Consider the following 19,387-nt stretch of genomic DNA (forward strand, 5'->3'; position numbering starts at 1 on the left):
CCCGGTCACCCCGCCCGGGCCGTCATCGCCGCCGCCAGATCGGTCAGCGGCAGCCGGGGCCGGATCAGGGCCTGCTCGGCGGCCGCGGACAGGGCCCGCGGGAAACGGTCGCACAGCTCGATGATCTGGATCACCGCCCCCGGCTCCGCCTCGACCCGGTGCTCACCGAGGATTCCGGCGAGCATCCGCCGGGCCTGCAGAACACTGAGCTTCTGAAGCCCGATGCTGCGCAGCCCGCCGACACCGGTGAGACGGCCGGCGTCGCGGGTGGTGACCAGCAGCACTCCGGAGGACAGCCCCGGCAGCAGCACCTCCAGCTGCTCCGCCGAGGCCAGGTCGTCGAGGAGGACGAGCACCCGCAGGTCCTTCAGGACACCCTGGCCGAACGAGACCAGTTCGGTCGGCTCGCGCGGCACGGTCACGCCCAGGCTGCGCAGCACGAACCGCAGCACGTCGTGCCCCGACAGGGCGGTGCGCACGTTCCGGACCTGGCCGGCCGGCCCCCGCTGGGCCGGCGTCCGCCCGGTCAGGTGCGGGCCCCCGGGCAGCGTCTGCGTACCGCTGCCGTGCAGGGCCATGAAGACCTGCCCGTCCGGGAAGCGGTGCGCCACCCGGTGCGCCCACTGGACCGCCAGAGCGGTCTTGCCGATACCGGACGGCCCCTCGATGACCCGGGTGACCGGGTGGCCGCCGGCGGCGGTCAGGGAGCCGTCGAGCATCGCCAGTTCCTGCTCGCGGCCCACGCAGCGGATGCTCCGGGGCAGTTGTCGCGGCACCGACGGGGCCGTGTCGGCCCGGGGCCCGGCCGCGACGAGGTCGGGGTCGGCGCGCAGGATCGTGGCGTGCAGGTCCTTGGTCTGCCGGGCCGGATCCACGCCCAGACGGTCGGTCAGCCGGCGGCGCAGCGCCTCGTACGTCTCGATGGCTTCGGTACGGCGGCCTGAGCGGTGCAGACCGGTCATGAGGTTGCGGATGACCAGCTCGTTCTCCGGGTGGAGGTCGGCGAGCGAGTGCAGTTCGTCCAGGAGCCCGATGCTGCCGCCGAGCCCGAGTTCACCTTCGTGGCACTCCACGAGGGCCGACAGATGCTCCTGTTCGAGCAGTGACCGGGTGCGGGCGGCCCACTCTCCCGTGACCCCGCCGAGCGGCCTGCCGTGCCAGTTGCCGAGCGCCTCGCGCAGCAGCCGGGTGACCGTACGGGCATCCGTGCCCGCGACCCGGGCGCTCGCCACGATCCGGCGGAACCGGTGCAGGTCGATCGCGTCGGGATCGACCTCCAGGGCGTAACCGCCGTGGCGGCGGCGCAGGACGGCCCGCTGTCCGCCGGCGGCGCTCTCCAGAGCACTGCGCAGCCGCGAAATATAGGTGTGAATCATGTTCCGTGCCGAAGCCGGTGGATCGGCCTCCCACGACCAGTTGATCAGTTCGTCGGGCGTGACGACTTCATTTGCATGGACCGCAAGCATTGCAAAGATGCAACGCTGTTTGTTCTGGCCCAGTTCGACTTGACTTTCCGCGGTGCCCCGGTACTCGACAGGTCCCAGTAATTGCACGAGAACCATGCTTGCCCACCCCCGTGTGCGCGCACTGTACGGACTTCTCCGACATCGAAGTGGTTCGGCTTCGTTCTGGTGAACGAAGCCCGTTCCGATGTGGCATTTCATGATTCTCACTGGACCGCGCTCGCGAAGCCCGTCGAACCGCTGAGAGGTTTCCTAAAGTTTTCCCGCATCGCTCCCACCGACGCTGGTTCCGCCACCAGGACTTCGTCAACGGGAGCTGATGTGACGCGTAGTTTGTCCTACCCCCGCCAGGAGAAGGAGCGCCACCGCCACCGCTGGAGTCTCGTGCTCGCCGAGCGGGAGCGCCTGCTGCGTCTGGCCACCAGCCGGCTCGGCCGTGTTTCGGACGCGGAGGACTGCGTCCAGGAGGCGATGCTGCGCGCTGTGACCTTCGACACGCTCGATGAGTCCCGGGTCGCCGCGCTGCTCACCACCATCACCCTGCGCCTGTGTGTGGACCAGCAACGCGGTGTCCAGCGCGACCACAGGCTCGCCGTCCGGGTGCAGATCCTGCGCCGCCCCGAACCGGACCCCGTCTCCGAGGTCGAGCACCGGACCTGCGAGCGGGCCGCGGGTGCCTGGCTGCTGACCCAGCTCACCGGCCTCGGCACGCGTGAACGCGACGTACTGCTGGCCCGCGCCCGTGGCCTGAGCACCGCCGAGACGGCCAACGCGCTACAGATCACCTACAAGTCGGCCGAGAGCGCCTTCACCCGGGCCCGCAGTCGGCTGCGGGCGGTGTATCACCAGGAGATGGCCCGCTGACACCCTGGCGACTGTTCCACGTGAAACATCGCGGTGGGGCAGGAGACCCACAAGTCTCCTGCCCCACCGGGATGTTGACGGTGCGTGGGACGTCAGCGGTGCTCGTCGCGGTCCGCGGCCGCCTCGTCCTCGGCCTGCTTCGCCTGGACCTCGGGGTCGAGCACGGACTGGCCACTGCCGTCCACCGAGGAGAGACGGCCCGTCTCGGGCACCTCGGTCGCGGCCGGGGGCTCGACCAGCCAGTCCGGGTTGGCCTGCTTGTCCCACCACTTCCAGGCGGCGAAAGCGCCGCCCGCCAGGATGCCCAGCACCGCCAGCCCCTTCGCGAGCCGGCCGGCCCTGGCCCGTCGCTCGTGCTTGCGGACCAGCTTCTGGATCTCCTGGGGCGAGACCTGGCCGCGCAGCGCGGCGAGCGCCGCCGCACCGCGCGCGGCGGCCTCGTCCCTGACCGGACCGGCGGCGGCGACCGCCTGCTCGATCCGCGGCCGGGAGTACTCGGCGGCCTGCTGAGCGGCCCTGCGGGTGCGGACGGCAGCCTCCTGGGCGGCCAGGTCCACCTTCGGCGGCACATGGGTGCGGGCCTGTTCCAGACGTGGTGCGAGATGGGCGTCGTACTGCACCCGGGCCTGGTCGGCGGCCAGGGACACCTTGGGCGCGAGCCGTACGCGCGCCTCGTGGGCGTAGTACGCGGCCTTGTCCTTGGCCGTGTCGGCGTAGGGCGCCACCACTTCCGCGGCGTGCAGCACGCTGTCCTTCGCCGAGCCGGTCGCGGAGCGCACGCTGTCGATGCGGGTCACGGGTTCCTCCTCCTCGGTGGCGTACGTTTCTTCGTCTGTCCACCCAAATAGGGATCATGCCTGCCAGAGCGCTACGGGGCATGTGAGGGCGGGCATCCGGGTCACGATCACGGGTGATTGCGGATGAATACGGGGGAACTGGGGGAACGGGGGCTTGTCGTCGACAATGCCACGGATCCCCGCCGCCTGCCCCTGTCCCGGAGTCACTCGGCCGGTTTTCTGCAAGCGGATCGGGCGGAAAGGTCCCCGCGCGCGGCCATCGGGCGACTCGGCGCGGCGGGCGTGCGAGGATCTGGGGGTCACAGAAAGACAACGGAAGGCAGATCGTGGCCGAGCAGCTTTACGCCACCCTGAAGACCAGCCTTGGCGACATCGACATCCGGCTGCTGCCGAACCACGCGCCCAAGACGGTCCGCAACTTCGTCGAGCTCGCCACGGGCGAGCGTGAGTGGACCAACCCCGAGACGGGCGAGAAGTCCAAGGACAAGCTCTACGACGGCACGGTCTTCCACCGGGTGATCAGCGGCTTCATGATCCAGGGCGGTGACCCGCTGGGCAACGGCACCGGCGGTCCGGGCTACCAGTTCGAGGACGAGTTCCACCCGGAGCTCCGCTTCGACAAGCCCTATCTGCTCGCCATGGCCAACGCCGGTCCGGGCACCAACGGCTCACAGTTCTTCGTCACCGTCTCCCCGACGGCCTGGCTGACCCGCAAGCACACCATCTTCGGCGAGGTCACCGACGCGGCGAGCCAGAAGGTCGTCGACACCATCGCGGCCACCAAGACCAACCCGCGCACGGACCGCCCCCTTGAGGACGTCGTCATCGAGTCGGTCGTCGTCGAGACCCGCTAGCCCTGGATCGCAGGGCGGACACCAGTACTTACCGGCGGGAACCAAACGCCCCGTTCATCCGTAAGGATGGGCGGGGCGGTGCATTGCGTACGAAGGATTGAGGGGACCCCATGGACCAGGCGCCAGGCAGCCCGCAGGGCCCGGAGGAACAGCGGCCCCCGGACGCCCAGAGCCTGCCGGGCTGCTATCGCCACCCGGACCGCGAGACCGGCATCCGCTGCACCCGCTGCGAGCGCCCGATCTGCCCCGAGTGCATGGTCAGCGCCTCGGTCGGCTTCCAGTGCCCGGAGTGCGTGCGCGACGGCTCCGGCACGGGGCACGCCCCGACGGCCGCCCAGCCCCGCACGATCGCGGGCGGCACGGTGGCCGCGGACCCGCGGCTCGCCACCAAGATCCTGATCGGTCTCTGCGTCGCCTTCTATCTGCTCCAGCAGGTGCTGGGCGACAGCTTCACCGAGCGCCTCGAACTCCTCGGCCAGGCGTACGTCCCGCAGTTCGGCTCCGTCGAGGGCATCGCCGAGGGCCAGCCGTACCGGCTGCTGACCGCGATGTTCCTGCACGGCAGCGTGATCCACATCCTCTTCAACATGATGAGCCTGTGGTGGATCGGCGGTCCCCTGGAGGCGGCTCTCGGGCGGGCCCGCTATCTCGCGCTCTACTTCGTCTCGGGTCTCGCGGGCAGCGCGCTCACGTACCTCATCGCCGCCCCGAACCAGCCCTCGCTCGGCGCCTCCGGCGCCATCTTCGGGCTCCTGGGAGCAACCGGCATTCTGCTGCGCCGCCTCAACTACGACCTGCGGCCGCTCATCGCCATCCTGGTGATCAACCTGATCTTCACCTTCAACCCGGGAATGAACATCGCCTGGGAAGCCCACATCGGCGGCCTCGTAGCCGGTGTCATCACGGGCTACGCGATGGTCCACGCCCCGCGCGAGCGCCGGGCCCTGATCCAGTACGGCACCTGTGCCGTCGTACTCGTGATCGTCGTGGTGTTGACGCTGATCAGGACGGCTCAGCTCAGCTGATATCAAACCGTTGTCCACAGTGCGTGGCGGATCTTGTGCATACCGTGGAGAACAGCTGTGCCCCCTGTCACCGACCCGTGTTTGTGCAGGTCAGGCAGGGGGCGAACAGGCTTGCGGTTGCCGGTGTGTCAGTCACACCAGCGTCAACACCCAGTGGGTTATCCACAGATCGTCGTTCTTTTTCCCCAGGCCCGCTGTGGATACTTCTCTGGCCTGTGGATAACTCAGTGGAAAGCCGTGGGCAGAGCTACTTCCACTGGGTCGAGACACCGAACCCGGCGGCGATGAAGCCGAAGCCCACCACGATGTTCCAGTTGTCCAGGCTGTCGATGGGCATGGAGCCGTCGGTGACGTAGAAGACGACGATCCAGGCCAGTCCGATGACGAACATGGCCAGCATGACCGGAGCGACCCAGGCACGGCTGTTCAACTTGATGGCGGTCGCCGTCTTCGCCGGCGGCGGCGTGTAGTCGGCCTTCTTGCGGATACGTGACTTCGGCACGAGGGTCTCTCCTGTCGATGCGCTGCGTGGCCGCGCAGGGAACTGGGGCGGGCTCCGGGGCAGCGTACAAGGGGACACTGAGTGCTCCCCCGGGCGTCCGTTAGCGTAGTGCTTCCGCGGCGCCGAAGGAGATAAGGGTACGTTGAGCAATTCTGCCGACTCCCCCGGGACGGGTACCAGTCCTGCCGGTATCCGCCGTTTCCGTCCCGTGCGGATTCTCACGGTGGCCGTCTTCGCCCTCGCGGGGCTCATCTTCTTCACCAGTTTCAACACCGCCAAGGGCACCAACATCCGCACGGACGCCTCCCTGCTGAAGCTGTCCGACCTCATCCAGAACCGCAGCGAGAAGAACGGCCGGCTGGGCGACGCGAACAGCGTCCTGCGCGACGAGGTCGACGCCCTCCGCAAGGAGGACGACACCGGCACGGGCGCCGACAGCGAGAAGCTGACGAAGCTGGAGCGGAGCGCGGGCGCGCAGAAGCTGAAGGGCAAGGCCGTCACCGTCACCCTCAACGACGCCCCGCCCAACGCCACCGCCAAGCTCCCCGGCTATCCCGAGCCGCAGCCCGACTACCTGGTCATCCACCAGCAGGACCTCCAGGCCGTGGTGAACGCCCTCTGGCAGGGTGGCGCCCAGGGCATCAAGGTCATGGACCAGCGGCTGATCGCGACCAGCGCCGTGCGCTGCGTGGGCAACACCCTGATCCTCCAGGGCCGGGTCTACTCACCGCCGTACAAGATCACGGCCGTGGGCGATCCGGGGAAGCTTCAGCAGGCGCTGGCGGCGTCGAAGGCGATCCAGAACTACATGGTGTACGTCAACGTCTACGGGCTCGGCTGGAAAGTGACCGACGACGGGACGGTGACTCTTCCCGGGTACTCGGGCACAGTGGATCTGCACTACGCGAAGCCAGTGGAGTAGGCGTCCGTACGGGAGCTGCCGGTGCGCGTGATCGTCAGGAGCGTCAGCGAACTCTGCATCACCGTGGGCACCCTGATCGTCCTCTTCGTGGTCTACGTGCTCTTCTGGACCGGTGTGAAGGCCGACCACACGATGAGCGACCAGATCCACCAGCTGCAGAACCAGTGGTCGCGGCAGACCGCGCGCCCGAAGGCGGCGGCCCCCACACCCACCGCCCCGGCGAAACCGGCCGCGTACAAGGACGGCAGGCCCTTCGCGATCATGTACATCCCGCGGCTTGGTTTCACGTGGAACAAGCCGGTCCTGGAAGACACGGACGTGAGCACCCTCCAGAAGGGACTGGGGCACTACGCCGGCACCGCACAGCTCGGGCAGGTCGGGAACTTCGCGGTGGCCGGGCACCGGCGGACCTACGGCAACCCCTTCGTGAACTTTCCCGAGCTCCGCAAGGGTGACGCGATCGTCCTGACCGACGGGACGACCTGGTTCACGTATCGGATCGACAAAGGGCCTTACAAAACCGTTCCCACCGACATTGAGGTGATCGATCCTGTGCCACGTAAGTCCGGGTACACGGCCTCGGGCCGCTATCTCACGCTGACCACGTGCGATCCGGAGTGGGGGCACAGCCACCGGCTGATCGTCTGGGCACACCTTGACTCCACACAGCCTGTGGAGGCCGGGAAACCAGCCGCGCTGCGCCGTTAGTCTGGTGGCGTACGGCGTGAGTCTGGTGCCGTGGTGCGACGGAAGGGACGGCATGTACGGCTGGATCTGGCGGCATCTGCCGGGCAACGCGTGGGTCAAGGCGCTGATTTCGCTCGTCCTGGCCCTGGCCGTGGTCTACATCCTCTTCCAGTACGTCTTCCCGTGGGCCGAACCGCTGCTGCCCTTCAACGATGTGACGGTGGACAACCAGTGAGTGCACGGATTCTCGTCGTCGACAACTACGACAGCTTCGTCTTCAACCTGGTCCAGTACCTGTACCAGCTGGGCGCCGAGTGCGAGGTGCTGCGCAACGACGAGGTGTCGACGGCGCACGCCCAGGACGGCTTCGACGGCGTTCTCCTCTCGCCCGGCCCCGGCACCCCCGAGGAGGCCGGCGTCTGCATCGAGATGGTGCGGCACTGCGCCTCGACCGGGGTGCCCGTCTTCGGCGTCTGCCTCGGCATGCAGTCGATGCAGGTGGCCTACGGCGGCGTCGTGGACCGCGCCCCCGAACTGCTGCACGGCAAGACCTCGCTCGTCGAGCACGAGGGCCGGGGCGTCTTCGCCGGACTGCCCTCGCCCTTCACCGCGACCCGCTACCACTCCCTGGCGGCCGAGCCGGGCACCGTCCCGGCCGAACTGGAAGTCACCGCCCGGACGCACGACGGCATCATCATGGGCCTGCGCCACCGCGAACTGCCCGTCGAGGGCGTCCAGTTCCACCCGGAGTCGGTGCTCACCGAGCACGGCCACCGGATGCTGGCCAACTGGCTGGTGGAGTGCGGCGACCAGGGTGCCGTGGCGAGGTCGGCGGGGCTCGCCCCGGTGGTGGGCAGGGCCACGGCGTGACCGCGCTGCGCCCCGAGCGCGAGTCCGAGGCCTCGTACGGGGAGCAGCCGTACGAGGAGCCGGGCGCGTTCGAGGAGTGGTACGACGCGTCGGCCCAGGGCGCGTCCGGGACGCCGTACGGTCCGATCGACGAAGAGACCATGGCGCTGCGGATACCGGATCCGCCGCCGGTGCGGAGAGGCCACGGCCGGTCCATACCGGCTTCTGACGCCTCATCCGCCGCCTCCGCCACAGGAACCCCAGCCGGCGGCCGTGCGGCCCGCAGAAAGGCCGCCAAGGGCCGTCACGGGCGTCATGGCGGCGCCGGGTCGGCGGAGGAGACCGCCGAGGGGCTCGAATCCGGTGCGGTCGGCGCGTCCGGCGGCTCCGTCGCGCCCGTCTCGCGGGTCGAGGCGCGGCGGCGGCAGCGGGCGAACAAACCGGGCGCCGCGGTCGTCGCGAGCCGCGCGATCGGTGAGGTGTTCATCACCACCGGCGTGCTGATGCTGCTGTTCGTCACCTACCAGCTGTGGTGGACGAACGTACGGGCGCACGCGCAGGCCGGCAGCGAGGCGAGCCAGCTCCAGAACGACTGGGCGAGCGGGAAGCGCGCGCCCGGGGAGTTCGAGCCGGGGCAGGGCTTCGCCATCCTGCACATCCCCAAGCTGGACGTGGTCGCGCCGATCGCCGAGGGCGTCAGCAACAAGAAGGTGCTCGACAAGGGCATGGTCGGGCACTACAGCGAGGGCGCCCTCAAGACCGCGATGCCGGACGCCAAGACCGGCAACTTCGCGCTCGCCGCGCACCGGAACACCCATGGCGAACCGTTCCGGTACATCAACCAGCTCAAGCCCGGCGACGAGGTCGTCGTCGAGACCCAGACCACGTACTACGTCTACAAGATGACGAAGACGCTGCCCGTGACGTCGCCGAGCAACACCAGCGTCATCGACCCCATCCCCAAGGGCTCGGGTTTCACCAAACCCGGCCGGTACATCACGCTGACGACCTGTACGCCGGAGTTCACCAGCAAGTACCGGTTGATCGTCTGGGGCAAGATGGTCGAGGAACGGCCGCGCAGCAAGGGTAAGCCGGATGCGCTCATCCAGTAGGGGCAGATGAACGTGGCAGCGACCACCGACGACACCGCAGAGCACACCGACACGCCCGCGTCGCCGCCGGACCGCGCCCGCGGCACCGGCCCGATCGCGACCGCGGTCAGCGTCTTCGGTGAACTCCTCATCACGGCGGGCCTGATCCTCGGCCTGTTCGTCGTCTACTCCCTGTGGTGGACGAACGTCGTCGCCGACCGCACGGCCGACAAACAGGCCGACAAGGTCCGCGACAACTGGTCCAAGGACAAGGACACCGGCCCCGGCGCGCTCGACACCAAGGACGGCATCGGCTTCCTGCACGTGCCCGCCATGAAGAACGGCGAGGTCCTGGTCGAGAAGGGCACCGGCACGGACGTCCTGAACGACGGCGTCGCCGGCTACTACACCGACCCCGTCAAGGCCGTCCTCCCCACCACCGGCAAGACCGGCAACTTCACCCTCGCCGCCCACCGCGACGGCCACGGCGCCAAGTTCCACAACATCGACAAGCTCAAGAAGGGCGACCCGATCGTCTTCGAGACGAAGGACGAGTGGTACGTCTACAAGGTCTACGACATCCTTCCCGAGACCTCGAAGTACAACGTGAAGACCCTCGCCCAGATCCCCGTGGAGTCCGGCAGGAAGAAGGCCGGCCACTACATCACGCTGACGACCTGCACGCCGGTGTACACGTCCCGGTACCGGTACGTGGTGTGGGGGGAACTGGTCCGCGTCGACAAGGTGGACAGCGCGCGGACCCCGCCGAAGGAACTGCGGTAGGAGCCGGCAGCACAAGAGCCCCGGCACCCTTCTCGGGGTGCCGGGGCTCTGTCGTGTCCTTCGGTTACCGCGCTATCCGTTCGTCCCGCCGAAGAAGCCCCCGTTGTTGCCCCCGTTGTTGTTGCCGTTTCCGACACTCACGGTGGTGAGGGTGATCGTCGTGCTGCTCGGGTCGACCGTGTTGCCGGCGCCCGGGTCGATCGCGGTCACGATCGCGTTGTCGCTCGAGTCGCTGCCGTCGGCGAACTGGATGTTGGTGAAGCCCTGCGCCTGAAGCGCCTGCTTGGCGTTCTTCACCGTCTGGGCGACCACGTTCGGGACCTGGACCTGCGAGGACTTGCCGATCTGGATGTTGACCGTGGAGTTCTTGTCGACCTGGGTGTTGGCCTGCGGATCGGTCGAGACGACCTTGCCGACCAGGTTCGGGTCGCTGGTGTCGACCTCGGTGCAGTTGCCCACGAGGTTGTTCGCGGTCATCTGCGCCTTGGCGTCGTCACAGCTCTTGCCGCTGACGTCCGGGACCGTGGACTTCGCCTGGGCCTTGGCGACGGTGAGGGTGATGGTGGTGCCCTTCTCCACCTCCGCGCCGAGCTTCGGGTTCTGCTCCAGGACGGTGCCGGGGTCCTCGGCGGACACCTTCTGCTTCGTCTCCACCTTGAACTGGTACTTGTCGCCCTCAAGGGTCGTGGTGGCGTCGTCGACGTTCTGGCCGAGGACGCTCGGTACGACCACCTTCGGGGCGCCGGTCGAGACGACCAGGTTGACGGTGTCGCCCTTCTTGACGTCGACGCCCGGCTTCGGGTCCTGCGAGCAGACGCTGCCCTTCGGCGCGTTCTCGCAGGCCTTGCGGGTGGGCTCGGCCAGCTTCAGGCCGGAGTTGACGGCCATGGTCTTGGCGGTGTCGTAGGTCTGGCCGACGAAGTTCGGGGCCGCGAACGGCTTGTCCGCGCCGCCGCTCCCGCTGAACGCCCACTTCCCGATCAGGATCGCGCCCACCAGCACCAGGACGGCCGCCACGACCAGCAGGATCGTCGAGGTGTTCGACTTCTTCTTCTGCTGGCGACGCCGGTCGGGGCGGTCGTCGTAGCCGAAGCCGCCGTCGTCCGGGTTCATCGGGGGCAGCATCGTGGTGGCGCCGGGGTCGGCGCGCAGGGCCGTGGTGGCCTGGTCGTCGCCGTAGCCGCCGTAGCCGACCGAACCCATCGCCGCCGTCGCCGCGACCGGCTGGCCGTCGAGGCAGGCCTCGATGTCCATGCGCATCTCGTCGGCGGACTGGTAGCGGTAGTTCGGGTCCTTGACCAGGGCCCGCAGCACGATCGCGTCCATCTCGGGCGTGATCTCGGGGTCGAAGACCGACGGCGGCTGCGGCTCCTCGCGCACGTGCTGGTACGCGACCGCGACCGGGGAGTCGCCCACGAACGGCGGCCGTACGGTCAGCAGTTCGTAGAGGAGGCAGCCCGTCGAGTAGAGGTCCGAGCGGGCGTCGACCTGCTCGCCCTTCGCCTGCTCCGGGGAGAGGTACTGGGCGGTGCCGATGACAGCGGACGTCTGCGTCATCGTCATGCCGGAGTCGCCCATCGCGCGGGCGATGCCGAAGTCCATCACCTTGACCTGGCCGGTGCGCGTCAGCATGACGTTGGCCGGCTTGATGTCGCGGTGCACGATGCCGTTGCGGTGCGAGTACTCCAGGGCCTGGAGGATGCCGATGGTCATCTCCATGGAGCGCTCCGGCAGCAGCTTGCGGCCACTGTGGAGGAGCTCACGGAGGGTGGAACCGTCGACGTACTCCATGACGATGTACGGGATCGAGACCCCGTCGACGTAGTCCTCGCCCGTGTCGTAGACCGCGACGATCGCGGGATGGTTGAGCGAGGCGGCCGACTGGGCCTCCCGGCGGAACCGGGCCTGGAAGGAAGGGTCGCGCGCAAGGTCGACGCGCAGCGTCTTCACCGCCACCGTGCGGCCGAGGCGTGTGTCATGGGCGAGGTAGACCTCCGCCATGCCACCACGGCCGAGCACCTGGCCCAGCTCGTACCGGCCGCCGAGGCGACGCGGCTCTTCCATAGTTCCCTACCAGCCCTCTCCGTCGGTCCCGACCCGCACGGATGTGCGGTCGGAGGCTAGCCGTCCGGGCCTACCGTACCCGGCTGGCTTTGTGTGACCTGGCCAAGCCCGTCACCCGATACAGGACCGGTATCGCAACGTGCACCGATGTGAAGGGAACGTGAGCGGGGTCACTTCTTGCTGTTGATGACCGCCTCCATCACGCTCTTCGCGATGGGGGCCGCGAGACCGCCGCCGGAGATGTCGTCACGGTTGGCGCTGGAGTCCTCGATGACCACGGCCACGGCCACCGGCGAACTGCCGTCGGAGAGCTTGGCGTAGGACAGGAACCAGGCGTACGGGTTCTCGCTGTTGGCGACGCCGTGCTGGGCGGTACCGGTCTTGCCGCCGACGGTGACGCCCGGGATCTGCGCGTTCTTGCCGGTGCCGTCCTTGACGACGGTCTCCATCATCGACTGGAGGATCTGCGCGTTCTTCGACGACAGCGGCTGGCTCAGCTGCTGCGGCTCGGTCTGCGCGATGGTGTCGACGTTCGACGACTGGAGCTTGTCGACCATGTACGGCTTCATCAGCTTGCCGTCGTTGGCGACCGCCGAGGCGACCATGGCCATCTGGAGCGGGGTCGCCGCGGTGTTGAACTGGCCGATCGAGGAGAGCGCGGTCTGCGACTGGTTCATGTCGTCGGAGAAGACCGAGGCGCTGGAGCGGATCGGGGTGAACTGCTCGGAGTCGAAGCCGAACTTCTTCGCCTCGGCCAGCATCTTGGCGTTGCCCAGGTCGGAGCCGACCTTGCCGAACACGGTGTTGCAGGAGTACTGCAGCGCCACCCGCAAAGTCGCGTTCTTGCAGGGGATGTTGCCCTCGTTCTTCAGCTGGGTCGTGGTGCCCGGCATGGTCCACGGCAGCGGCGAGTCCGTCGCCTCGTCGGCGGAGCCGTACAGCCCGTTCTCCAGCGCGGCCGACGCCGTGACCACCTTGAAGGTGGAGCCCGGCGGGTAGGTCTCGCGCAGCGCCCGGTTGAGCATCGGGTCGTCCGGGTCGTACTTCTTCTGAAGCTTCTGCCAGGCCTTGGAGTCCGTGGAGGTGGAGTTCCCGGCGAACGTCGACGGGTCGTACGACGGGTAGGACGCCAGCGCCAGGATCTTGCCGGTGGACGGGTCGAGGGCGACGACCGCGCCCTTGCCGCCCTGCTTCGTCAGACCGCTCCACGCGGCCTTCTGCGCGGCCTCGTTGAGGGTGGTCACGACGTCGCCGCCGGACTTCTCCTTGCCCGTGATCATGTCGAGGGTGTTGCGGAAGAAGAGCCGGTCGTCGGTGCCGGAGAGGATGCCGTCCTCGATGGACTCCAGCTGGTTGGCGCCGAAGGCCTGCGAGGCGTACCCCGTGACCGGCGCCCACATCGCGCCGTTCTTGTAGGTGCGCTTGTACTTGAGGTCGTTCAGCCCGGAGGTGCTGGTCTCGGTGGAACCGGTGATCGGGCTGCCGTCCACGATGATGTCGCCGCGCGGAGTGGAGTAGCGGGCGATGGTGACCCGGCGGTTGTTCGGGTCGTCCTTGAGGCTGTCGGCCTTGACGTACTGGAGCCAGTTGTCGCGCAGCAGCAGAGTGAGGACCAGCAGACCGCAGAAGAGCGCGATCCGGCGCAGGGGCTTGTTCATGACGGGCGGACCACCTGGGTCATCTCGGCGTCGGGGCTGGGGGCGGGCGCGGGGGCCGGCCGGCGGGCGGTGTCGCTGATGCGGATCAGGATGCCGATCAGCGCCCAGTTGGCGATGACGGAGGAACCGCCGTACGCCAGGAACGGCATCGTCATACCGGTCAGCGGGATCAGGCCCATCACACCGCCGGCCACCACGAAGACCTGTAGCGCGAAGGCGCCGGACAGGCCGACGGCGAGCAGCTTGCCGAACGGGTCGCGGGCGGCGAGGGCGGTGCGTACGCCGCGCTCCACGATCAGGCCGTACAGGAGCAGGATCGCCATGATGCCGGCCAGGCCCAGTTCCTCGCCGAAGGTGGCGAGGATGAAGTCGGAGTTGGCGGCGAACCGGATCAGGTCGGAGTGACCCTGACCCCAGCCGGCGCCGAGGGTGCCGCCGGAGCCGAAGGCCCACAGCGCCTGCATGGCCTGCTCCGAGTGCAGACCGGTGACACCCGGCGTGCGGCTGAGCGTGTACTCGCGCATGGGGTCGAGCCAGGCCTGCACACGCTGCTGGACGTGCGATTCGAAGCTGGCCACGCCGACCGCGCCGGCCGCGGACATCAGCAGACCGAAGACGATCCAGCTGGTCCGCTCGGTGGCGACGTACAGCATGATGATGAACATTCCGAAGAACAGCAGCGAGGTGCCGAGGTCCGTCTCGAAGACCAGGATCAGGATCGAGATGAACCAGACGACCAGGATCGGGCCGAGGTCGCGCCCGCGCGGCAGGTACAGGCCCATGAAGCGGCGGCTGGCCAGCGCGAGCGCGTCGCGCTTCACCATCAGGTAGCCGGCGAAGAAGATCGCGAGGACGATCTTCGCGAACTCACCGGGCTGGATGGTGAATCCGCCGATCGAGATCCAGATCTTGGCGCCGTAGACGTTCAGGCCGAGGCCGGGGACAAGCGGGAGCAGCAGCAGGACCAGGGCGCCGGCCATGGAGATGTAGGTGTAGCGCTGAAGGACGCGGTGGTCCTTGAGGAAGATCAGCACGATCACGAAGAGCGCGATGCCCATGGCCGTGTACAGCAGCTGGTTGGTCGCCTTGCCGCCGGCCACGTGGATGGACTGGAGCAGCTTGGACTGGTCGAGGCGCCAGATGGCGACGAGCCCGAGCCCGTTCAGCAGGGTGGCCAGGGGCAGCAGCAGCGGGTCCGCGTACGGGGCGAATCTCCGTACGGCGAGATGCGCGACACCGGCCAGCAGGCCGAGGCCCAGGCCGTAGCTCAGCAGCCCGGTCGGCACCTTGTCGTCGATGGCCAGGCCCACGTTGGCGTAGGCGAAGACCGGGATGACGACCGCGAACAGCAGCAGCGCCAACTCGGTGTTGCGTCTGCTCGGTGCGCCGATGGCGCCGATCGTGGACGTGTGGTGCGTCGGCGAATTGGTTGAACTGCTCATCGTGTGACGGGGCCTCTCACGGCTTGCCTATTGCTTGCTGCACTGCGAGACGACCTGCTGCTCTTCCTCCGAAAGACTGGGACCGGGGCTGGGAGTTGCAGACTTGGTCGGGGACGGGGACGTCGAGGCCGAAGGTGACGGCGTGGCCTTGGACGTGAGGGAGGTGCTGGTGGTTCCCGTGGTGCCGCCGGCCTGGCCCTGACCCGCCGTCGTGCCGGTCGTGCCCGAGGCGCTCGTGCGCTCGGACTCCTTCTTGCACGCGGAGGCCTGGACGGCGAGATCGGCGATCTTCTTCTGGGCGTCCTTGAGACCGCCCTCGGCGATCGTCGCCTTGACCTGCTTCTGCTGGTAGGGCGGCAGGTACTTGAGTTCGATCTCGGGGTGGTCCTTCTCCACCTTCGAGAGCGAGACCCAGGCGAGGTCCTGGCTGATGCCCTGGTAGAGCGCCACGTGCTCGCCGTTGGTGCCGACGAAGTACTGCGTCTGCGTCCAGCGCCAGCCGCCGTAGAGACCGCCGCCGATGACGGCCAGCGTGAGCACGGTGTAGAAGGATCTCTTCAGCCACTTGCGGCCCTTGGAGGGCTTCACGAAGTCGTCGTCGGTGTAGTCCCCGAAGCTGCCCGAGGGGACGTAACCGGTGGTGTCGCCGGAGCCGGGCGGGCCGAACTCGCCGCCCCCGCCGCCCTGTCCGGGCACCTGGCGGCCGAGCCCGGAGGCACGGCCCGCCGGGGTCTGCATGATGCCGTTGTCGTGCAGGTGGAGCTGGTTCTCGGCGACCGCGCCGACGATGACCGGGGTGTCCGACAGCTGCGCGGCGAGGGTGTCGCCGGTGTCGAGGTCCAGGACGTCGGCGATGATCACCGTGATGTTGTCGGGGCCGCCGCCGCGCAGCGCGAGCTGGATCAGCTCCTGCACGGTCTCCTGGGGGCCCTGGTAGCTGGCGAGGGTGTCCTCCATCGTCTGGTGGGAGACGACTCCGGACAGCCCGTCGGAGCAGATCAGGTAGCGGTCGCCGGCCCGGACCTCACGGATCGACAGGTCCGGCTCGACGTGGTCGCCACTGCCGAGCGCGCGCATCAGGAGGGCGCGCTGCGGGTGGGTGGTGGCCTCTTCCTCGGTGATCCGGCCCTCGTCGACGAGGCGCTGCACCCAGGTGTGGTCCTGCGTGATCTGGGTCAGCACACCGTCGCGCAGCAGATAGGCGCGGGAGTCCCCGACATGGACGAGGCCGAGCCGCTGCCCGGTCCACAGCAGGGCGGTCAGGGTGGTCCCCATGCCCTCCAGCTGGGGGTCCTCCTCGACCATCATCCGCAGCTGGTCGTTGGCCCGCTGCACGGCGGTGCCGAGCGAGGTGAGGATGTCGGAGCCGGGCACGTCGTCGTCGAGCGAGACGATCGTGGAGATCACCTCGGAGGAGGCGACCTCACCGGCGGCCTGGCCGCCCATGCCGTCGGCGATCGCGAGGAGGCGTGGACCGGCGTAGCCCGAGTCCTCGTTGCCCTCGCGGATCATGCCTTTGTGCGATCCGGCGGCGAAGCGCAGTGACAGACTCATGCGCACCTCGCCCGTCGGCTCCGGGTACATCCGCACGGTGCCCACCCTCCGGTCGGGAGCGCGCCGGGGTCCGCCAGGCGGTCCGCCGGTGCGTGCTCGCTCCGCTCGCGCTCATTCATGACGTGGCACTACTTCCGCAGCTCGATGACGGTCTTGCCGATGCGGATCGGCGCGCCCAGCGGAATCGGTGTGGGGGTCGTCAGCCGGGACCGGTCCAGGTACGTGCCGTTGGTCGATCCGAGGTCCTCGACGATCCACTGACCGTCGCGGTCCGGGTAGATCCTGGCATGCCGGCTGGAGGCGTAGTCGTCGTCCAGCACGATCGTCGAATCGTGCGCCCGTCCCAGGGTGATGGTCTGGCCCTGGAGGGCGACGGTGGTGCCGGTGAGGATGCCCTCGCTGACGACCAGTTTGGTGGGGGCGTTACGGCCCCGCCGGCCGCCCCCGCCCGACTGCTGCTGGCGCTGCTGCGGAGGCGCCGCCTGCCGGGCGGCCTGCTGCTGCGGTCGTCCGGCTTCCCGTCGCGAGCCGCGCTGTGTGACACGCGTTCCGAACAGGTCGCTGCGGATGACCTGCACGGCCACGATCACGAACAGCCACAGTACGGCCAGGAAACCCAGCCGCATGACCGTGAGGGTCAGCTCTGACATTGCCCCCGCTTCACCCTTCGGCTTGCCGGTAAATGATGGTGGTGCTGCCCACGACGATCCGCGAGCCGTCGCGGAGCGTAGCGCGGGTGGTGTGCTGCCCGTCCACCACGATGCCGTTGGTGGACCCGAGATCCTGGATCGTCGAGGGCGTTCCGGTCCGGATCTCACAGTGCCGGCGGGATACGCCGGGGTCGTCGATCCGCACGTCGGCTTCGGTGCTGCGGCCCATCACCAACGTCGCGCGGGAGATCTGATGGCGGGCGCCGTTGATCTCCACCCAGTACCGCATCCGCACGCCGGGCGCCGGGGCGGCGGGCGCGGGCTGGAGGTACGGCGCCGAGCCGCGGCCACCGGGCGGCGGTGCGGCCGGCATGGGCGGCGGGGCGCTCACGGGGGCGGCGGGCGGATAGCCGTAGCCGCCGGGCCGTCCCGCGGCCGGCGGTGCCGCCGGAGCGGGGGTGCCGGGTGCCTGCTGGTTGGTGGAGGAGGCGAGCGTACGACTGCGCACCCGGTACAGACCGGTGTCGAGGTCCTCGGCCTTCTCCAGGTGGACCTTGATGGGTCCCATGAAGGTGTAGCGCTGCTGCTTGGCGTAGTCGCGGACCATGCCGGCGAGCTCGTCGCCGAGCTGTCCGGAGTAGGGGCTGAGCCGCTCGAAGTCCGGCGTGCTCAGCTCCACGATGAAGTCATTGGGTACGACGGTCCGGTCGCGGTTCCAGATCGTCGCGTTGTTGTCGCACTCCCGCTGGAGCGCGCCGGCGATCTCGACGGGCTGGACCTCGGACTTGAACACCTTGGCGAAGGTGCCGTTGACCAGACCTTCGAGGCGTTGCTCGAACTTCTTCAGGACTCCCATGGGGCACCTCCTCCGTCGTTGCCGCACTGCTTGTCGTACCGACTGCCGTGCCGGCTGCCTTGGTACTGCTTACTGATCGTATCCACGCGCCGGTAAATCGGCTGGTTCCCCCTTGTCGGCCCGTCGAACTCCTTCTGCACTACTCCTGCCCAGGATCGTAGAGGGGGCCGCAGACAAGTGTCCCGCACCTGACTGTGGACCTTGCCCGCCTCCTGGGGAGATGGCCGCTACCGGTACGAGGTTGATACGTGAACCGGCCCACGTTGATACGTAGCGGGAGGTGCGGGGTGTCCGGAGGGGGCGCCGGTGGTCCCCGGGGCAGGTCACGGGGTGCGGATAAGGGATGTGAATCCACCCCGGGCACCGTGCTAATCTTCTGCATGTCGGAAGGCGCCAGCCCCTACGGGGAACAGCTCGAAGACACACCCAATGCGCGGGTGGCGGAATAGGCAGACGCGCTGGATTCAGGTTCCAGTGCCCGCAAGGGCGTGGGGGTTCAACTCCCCCCTCGCGCACAACGGAAGCCCCTCAGGTCTCGGACCTGAGGGGCTTCTTTCTTGTGTGGTTCTCACCTCAGGTGAGGACAATCACAGCCTCTAGGCGGCCAGTCGTTCCGCCAGTTCCTTCGCCTTGGTGGCCGCGTCGCCGAGGGCGCGCTCGCGGGACGCCTCGTAGAGGGGGACCAGGTCGGACATCGCCGGGTTCTGCGGGGCCATGGTGAGCTCCGGGACGATGAACTCCAGTTCTGTGCCGAGGGCGTCGACGAAGACCGCGCGGAGATAGGTCTGCACGTACTCGAAGCCCTCGCGCGGGGTGCCGGGACCGTAGGCGCCGCCGCGGCTGGCGATCACGGTGACCGGAGTGCCCTTGATCCTCGAGTCCTCGGTGCCCGCGGTGCGGCCCATGAGGATCACGTTGTCCAGCCAGGCCTTCAGGGTCGAGGGGATGGCGAAGTTGTACATCGGGGCGCCGATCAGCACCGCGTCCGCCTGCTCCAGCTCCTCTATGAGCCTCACGCGCTCGGCGAAGGCCGCCGCCTGCTCGGGCGTGTGCGTGGCCGGGTCGGCGAAGCCCGCGGTGTGGGCGTCGGCGGTGATGTGCGGCACGGGGTGCGCGGCGAGGTCGCGGTGGATCACCGTGCCCTCCGGGTGCTGTTCCTTCCAGGACGTGCGGAAGGCGTCGGCGACGGCGCGGGACGCGGAGGCGCCGGCGGGGAACACGGAGGAGTCGATGTGCAGAAGCGTGGCCATGGGGGTCTCCAGGGGGCTGGAACCGCCGAGCAGTGTTTTGCTCAGCAGCTGAAGTTTTGTACTCGACTATGAATAA

General features: G+C 68.6%; 19 protein-coding genes and 1 tRNA gene. 10 read left to right on the top strand and 10 right to left on the bottom strand.

The features are described from left to right. Nucleotides 1-5: 5 nt before the first annotated feature. Entirely contained in the window at nucleotides 6-1,664 is a 1,659-nt protein-coding gene (locus ACQHII_RS24565) for a BTAD domain-containing putative transcriptional regulator (RefSeq protein ID WP_427921322.1), read from the bottom strand. A 120-nt stretch (nucleotides 1,665-1,784) separates the two neighbouring features. On the opposite strand from ACQHII_RS24565, the gene ACQHII_RS24570 reads away from it, so the two are divergent. Then, the gene (locus tag ACQHII_RS24570; protein ID WP_427921323.1) at nucleotides 1,785-2,327 is read left to right on the top strand and encodes an RNA polymerase sigma factor; all 543 of its coding nucleotides are present in this window, start codon (nucleotides 1,785-1,787) and stop codon (nucleotides 2,325-2,327) included. 92 nt (nucleotides 2,328-2,419) lie between these two features. Here ACQHII_RS24570 and ACQHII_RS24575 read toward each other — a convergent pair whose 3' ends face one another. Continuing rightward, nucleotides 2,420-3,124 carry a DUF5324 family protein gene (locus tag ACQHII_RS24575; protein WP_427921324.1) on the bottom strand — a complete coding sequence of 235 codons (705 nt, stop codon included), beginning with the start codon at nucleotides 3,122-3,124 and terminating at the stop codon, nucleotides 2,420-2,422. Nucleotides 3,125-3,450: 326 nt separating this feature from the next. Between ACQHII_RS24575 and ACQHII_RS24580 the strand changes: the two genes are divergently transcribed. Both ACQHII_RS24580 and ACQHII_RS24585 read left to right on the top strand, forming a co-directional pair. After that, nucleotides 3,451-3,978 carry a peptidylprolyl isomerase gene (locus ACQHII_RS24580; RefSeq protein ID WP_427921325.1) on the top strand — a complete coding sequence of 176 codons (528 nt, stop codon included), beginning with the start codon at nucleotides 3,451-3,453 and terminating at the stop codon, nucleotides 3,976-3,978. 110 nt (nucleotides 3,979-4,088) lie between these two features. Then, complete coding sequence (locus tag ACQHII_RS24585; protein ID WP_427921326.1) at nucleotides 4,089-5,003, top strand: rhomboid family intramembrane serine protease; 915 nt, start codon at nucleotides 4,089-4,091, stop codon at nucleotides 5,001-5,003. A gap of 247 nt (nucleotides 5,004-5,250) precedes the next feature. On the opposite strand, the gene crgA is transcribed toward ACQHII_RS24585, so the two are convergent. Continuing rightward, nucleotides 5,251-5,505 (bottom strand): cell division protein CrgA, encoded by a 255-nt coding sequence (gene crgA, locus ACQHII_RS24590; RefSeq protein ID WP_019073554.1) that lies wholly within the window; start codon nucleotides 5,503-5,505, stop codon nucleotides 5,251-5,253. A gap of 142 nt (nucleotides 5,506-5,647) precedes the next feature. Here crgA and ACQHII_RS24595 point away from each other — a divergent pair, with 142 nt between their 5' ends. From ACQHII_RS24595 to ACQHII_RS24620, 6 genes are read left to right on the top strand one after another with little or no spacing between them, the layout of a single operon-like run. After that, nucleotides 5,648-6,427: a DUF881 domain-containing protein gene (locus ACQHII_RS24595; protein WP_427921327.1), complete on the top strand. Its 780-nt coding sequence runs from the start codon at nucleotides 5,648-5,650 to the stop codon at nucleotides 6,425-6,427. A 21-nt stretch (nucleotides 6,428-6,448) separates the two neighbouring features. Continuing rightward, nucleotides 6,449-7,135 carry a class E sortase gene (locus ACQHII_RS24600; protein ID WP_427921328.1) on the top strand — a complete coding sequence of 229 codons (687 nt, stop codon included), beginning with the start codon at nucleotides 6,449-6,451 and terminating at the stop codon, nucleotides 7,133-7,135. Nucleotides 7,136-7,151: 16 nt separating this feature from the next. Beyond that, nucleotides 7,152-7,349: a hypothetical protein gene (locus ACQHII_RS24605; RefSeq protein ID WP_174479444.1), complete on the top strand. Its 198-nt coding sequence runs from the start codon at nucleotides 7,152-7,154 to the stop codon at nucleotides 7,347-7,349. Then, nucleotides 7,346-7,984: an aminodeoxychorismate/anthranilate synthase component II gene (locus ACQHII_RS24610; RefSeq protein WP_019073550.1), complete on the top strand. Its 639-nt coding sequence runs from the start codon at nucleotides 7,346-7,348 to the stop codon at nucleotides 7,982-7,984. The genes ACQHII_RS24605 and ACQHII_RS24610 overlap by 4 nt, the downstream gene beginning before the upstream one ends. Beyond that, nucleotides 7,981-9,075, top strand: a complete 1,095-nt coding sequence (locus ACQHII_RS24615) for a class E sortase (protein WP_427921329.1) — start codon at nucleotides 7,981-7,983, stop codon at nucleotides 9,073-9,075. Before ACQHII_RS24610 ends, ACQHII_RS24615 begins: the two co-directional genes overlap by 4 nt. A 6-nt stretch (nucleotides 9,076-9,081) precedes the next feature. After that, on the top strand, nucleotides 9,082-9,837 hold the full coding sequence (locus ACQHII_RS24620) for a class E sortase (protein ID WP_427921330.1): 756 nt from the start codon (nucleotides 9,082-9,084) through the stop codon (nucleotides 9,835-9,837). Nucleotides 9,838-9,909: 72 nt separating this feature from the next. Here the strand turns inward: ACQHII_RS24620 and pknB are convergent, their stop codons facing one another. From pknB to ACQHII_RS24650, 6 genes are all read right to left on the bottom strand, one after another. Beyond that, the gene (pknB, locus tag ACQHII_RS24625; protein WP_427921331.1) at nucleotides 9,910-11,901 is read right to left on the bottom strand and encodes a Stk1 family PASTA domain-containing Ser/Thr kinase; all 1,992 of its coding nucleotides are present in this window, start codon (nucleotides 11,899-11,901) and stop codon (nucleotides 9,910-9,912) included. Between the two features lie 170 nt (nucleotides 11,902-12,071). After that, on the bottom strand, nucleotides 12,072-13,559 hold the full coding sequence (locus ACQHII_RS24630) for a peptidoglycan D,D-transpeptidase FtsI family protein (RefSeq protein ID WP_427921332.1): 1,488 nt from the start codon (nucleotides 13,557-13,559) through the stop codon (nucleotides 12,072-12,074). Continuing rightward, nucleotides 13,556-15,001, bottom strand: coding sequence for an FtsW/RodA/SpoVE family cell cycle protein (locus tag ACQHII_RS24635; RefSeq protein WP_427921333.1), 1,446 nt, complete (start codon nucleotides 14,999-15,001; stop codon nucleotides 13,556-13,558). Before ACQHII_RS24635 ends, ACQHII_RS24630 begins: the two co-directional genes overlap by 4 nt. Nucleotides 15,002-15,028: 27 nt before the next feature. Next, nucleotides 15,029-16,585, bottom strand: a complete 1,557-nt coding sequence (locus tag ACQHII_RS24640; protein WP_427925401.1) for a Stp1/IreP family PP2C-type Ser/Thr phosphatase — start codon at nucleotides 16,583-16,585, stop codon at nucleotides 15,029-15,031. 98 nt (nucleotides 16,586-16,683) lie between these two features. After that, a complete protein-coding gene (locus tag ACQHII_RS24645) occupies nucleotides 16,684-17,205 on the bottom strand; it encodes an FHA domain-containing protein FhaB/FipA (protein WP_019073543.1) in 522 nt (173 codons plus the stop codon). A gap of 10 nt (nucleotides 17,206-17,215) precedes the next feature. Continuing rightward, nucleotides 17,216-18,061, bottom strand: coding sequence for an FhaA domain-containing protein (locus tag ACQHII_RS24650; RefSeq protein ID WP_093627912.1), 846 nt, complete (start codon nucleotides 18,059-18,061; stop codon nucleotides 17,216-17,218). Nucleotides 18,062-18,492: 431 nt separating this feature from the next. On the opposite strand from ACQHII_RS24650, the gene ACQHII_RS24655 reads away from it, so the two are divergent. Then, a tRNA-Leu gene (locus tag ACQHII_RS24655) sits at nucleotides 18,493-18,576 on the top strand. 81 nt (nucleotides 18,577-18,657) lie between these two features. Here the strand turns inward: ACQHII_RS24655 and ACQHII_RS24660 are convergent. Continuing rightward, on the bottom strand, nucleotides 18,658-19,311 hold the full coding sequence (locus ACQHII_RS24660) for an FMN-dependent NADH-azoreductase (RefSeq protein WP_427921334.1): 654 nt from the start codon (nucleotides 19,309-19,311) through the stop codon (nucleotides 18,658-18,660). Between the last annotated feature and the right edge of the window lie 76 nt (nucleotides 19,312-19,387).

Origin of the sequence: Streptomyces sp. cg40 (genome assembly GCF_050320165.1) — a bacterium.
Classification (GTDB): Bacteria; Actinomycetota; Actinomycetes; order Streptomycetales; family Streptomycetaceae; genus Streptomyces; species Streptomyces hokutonensis.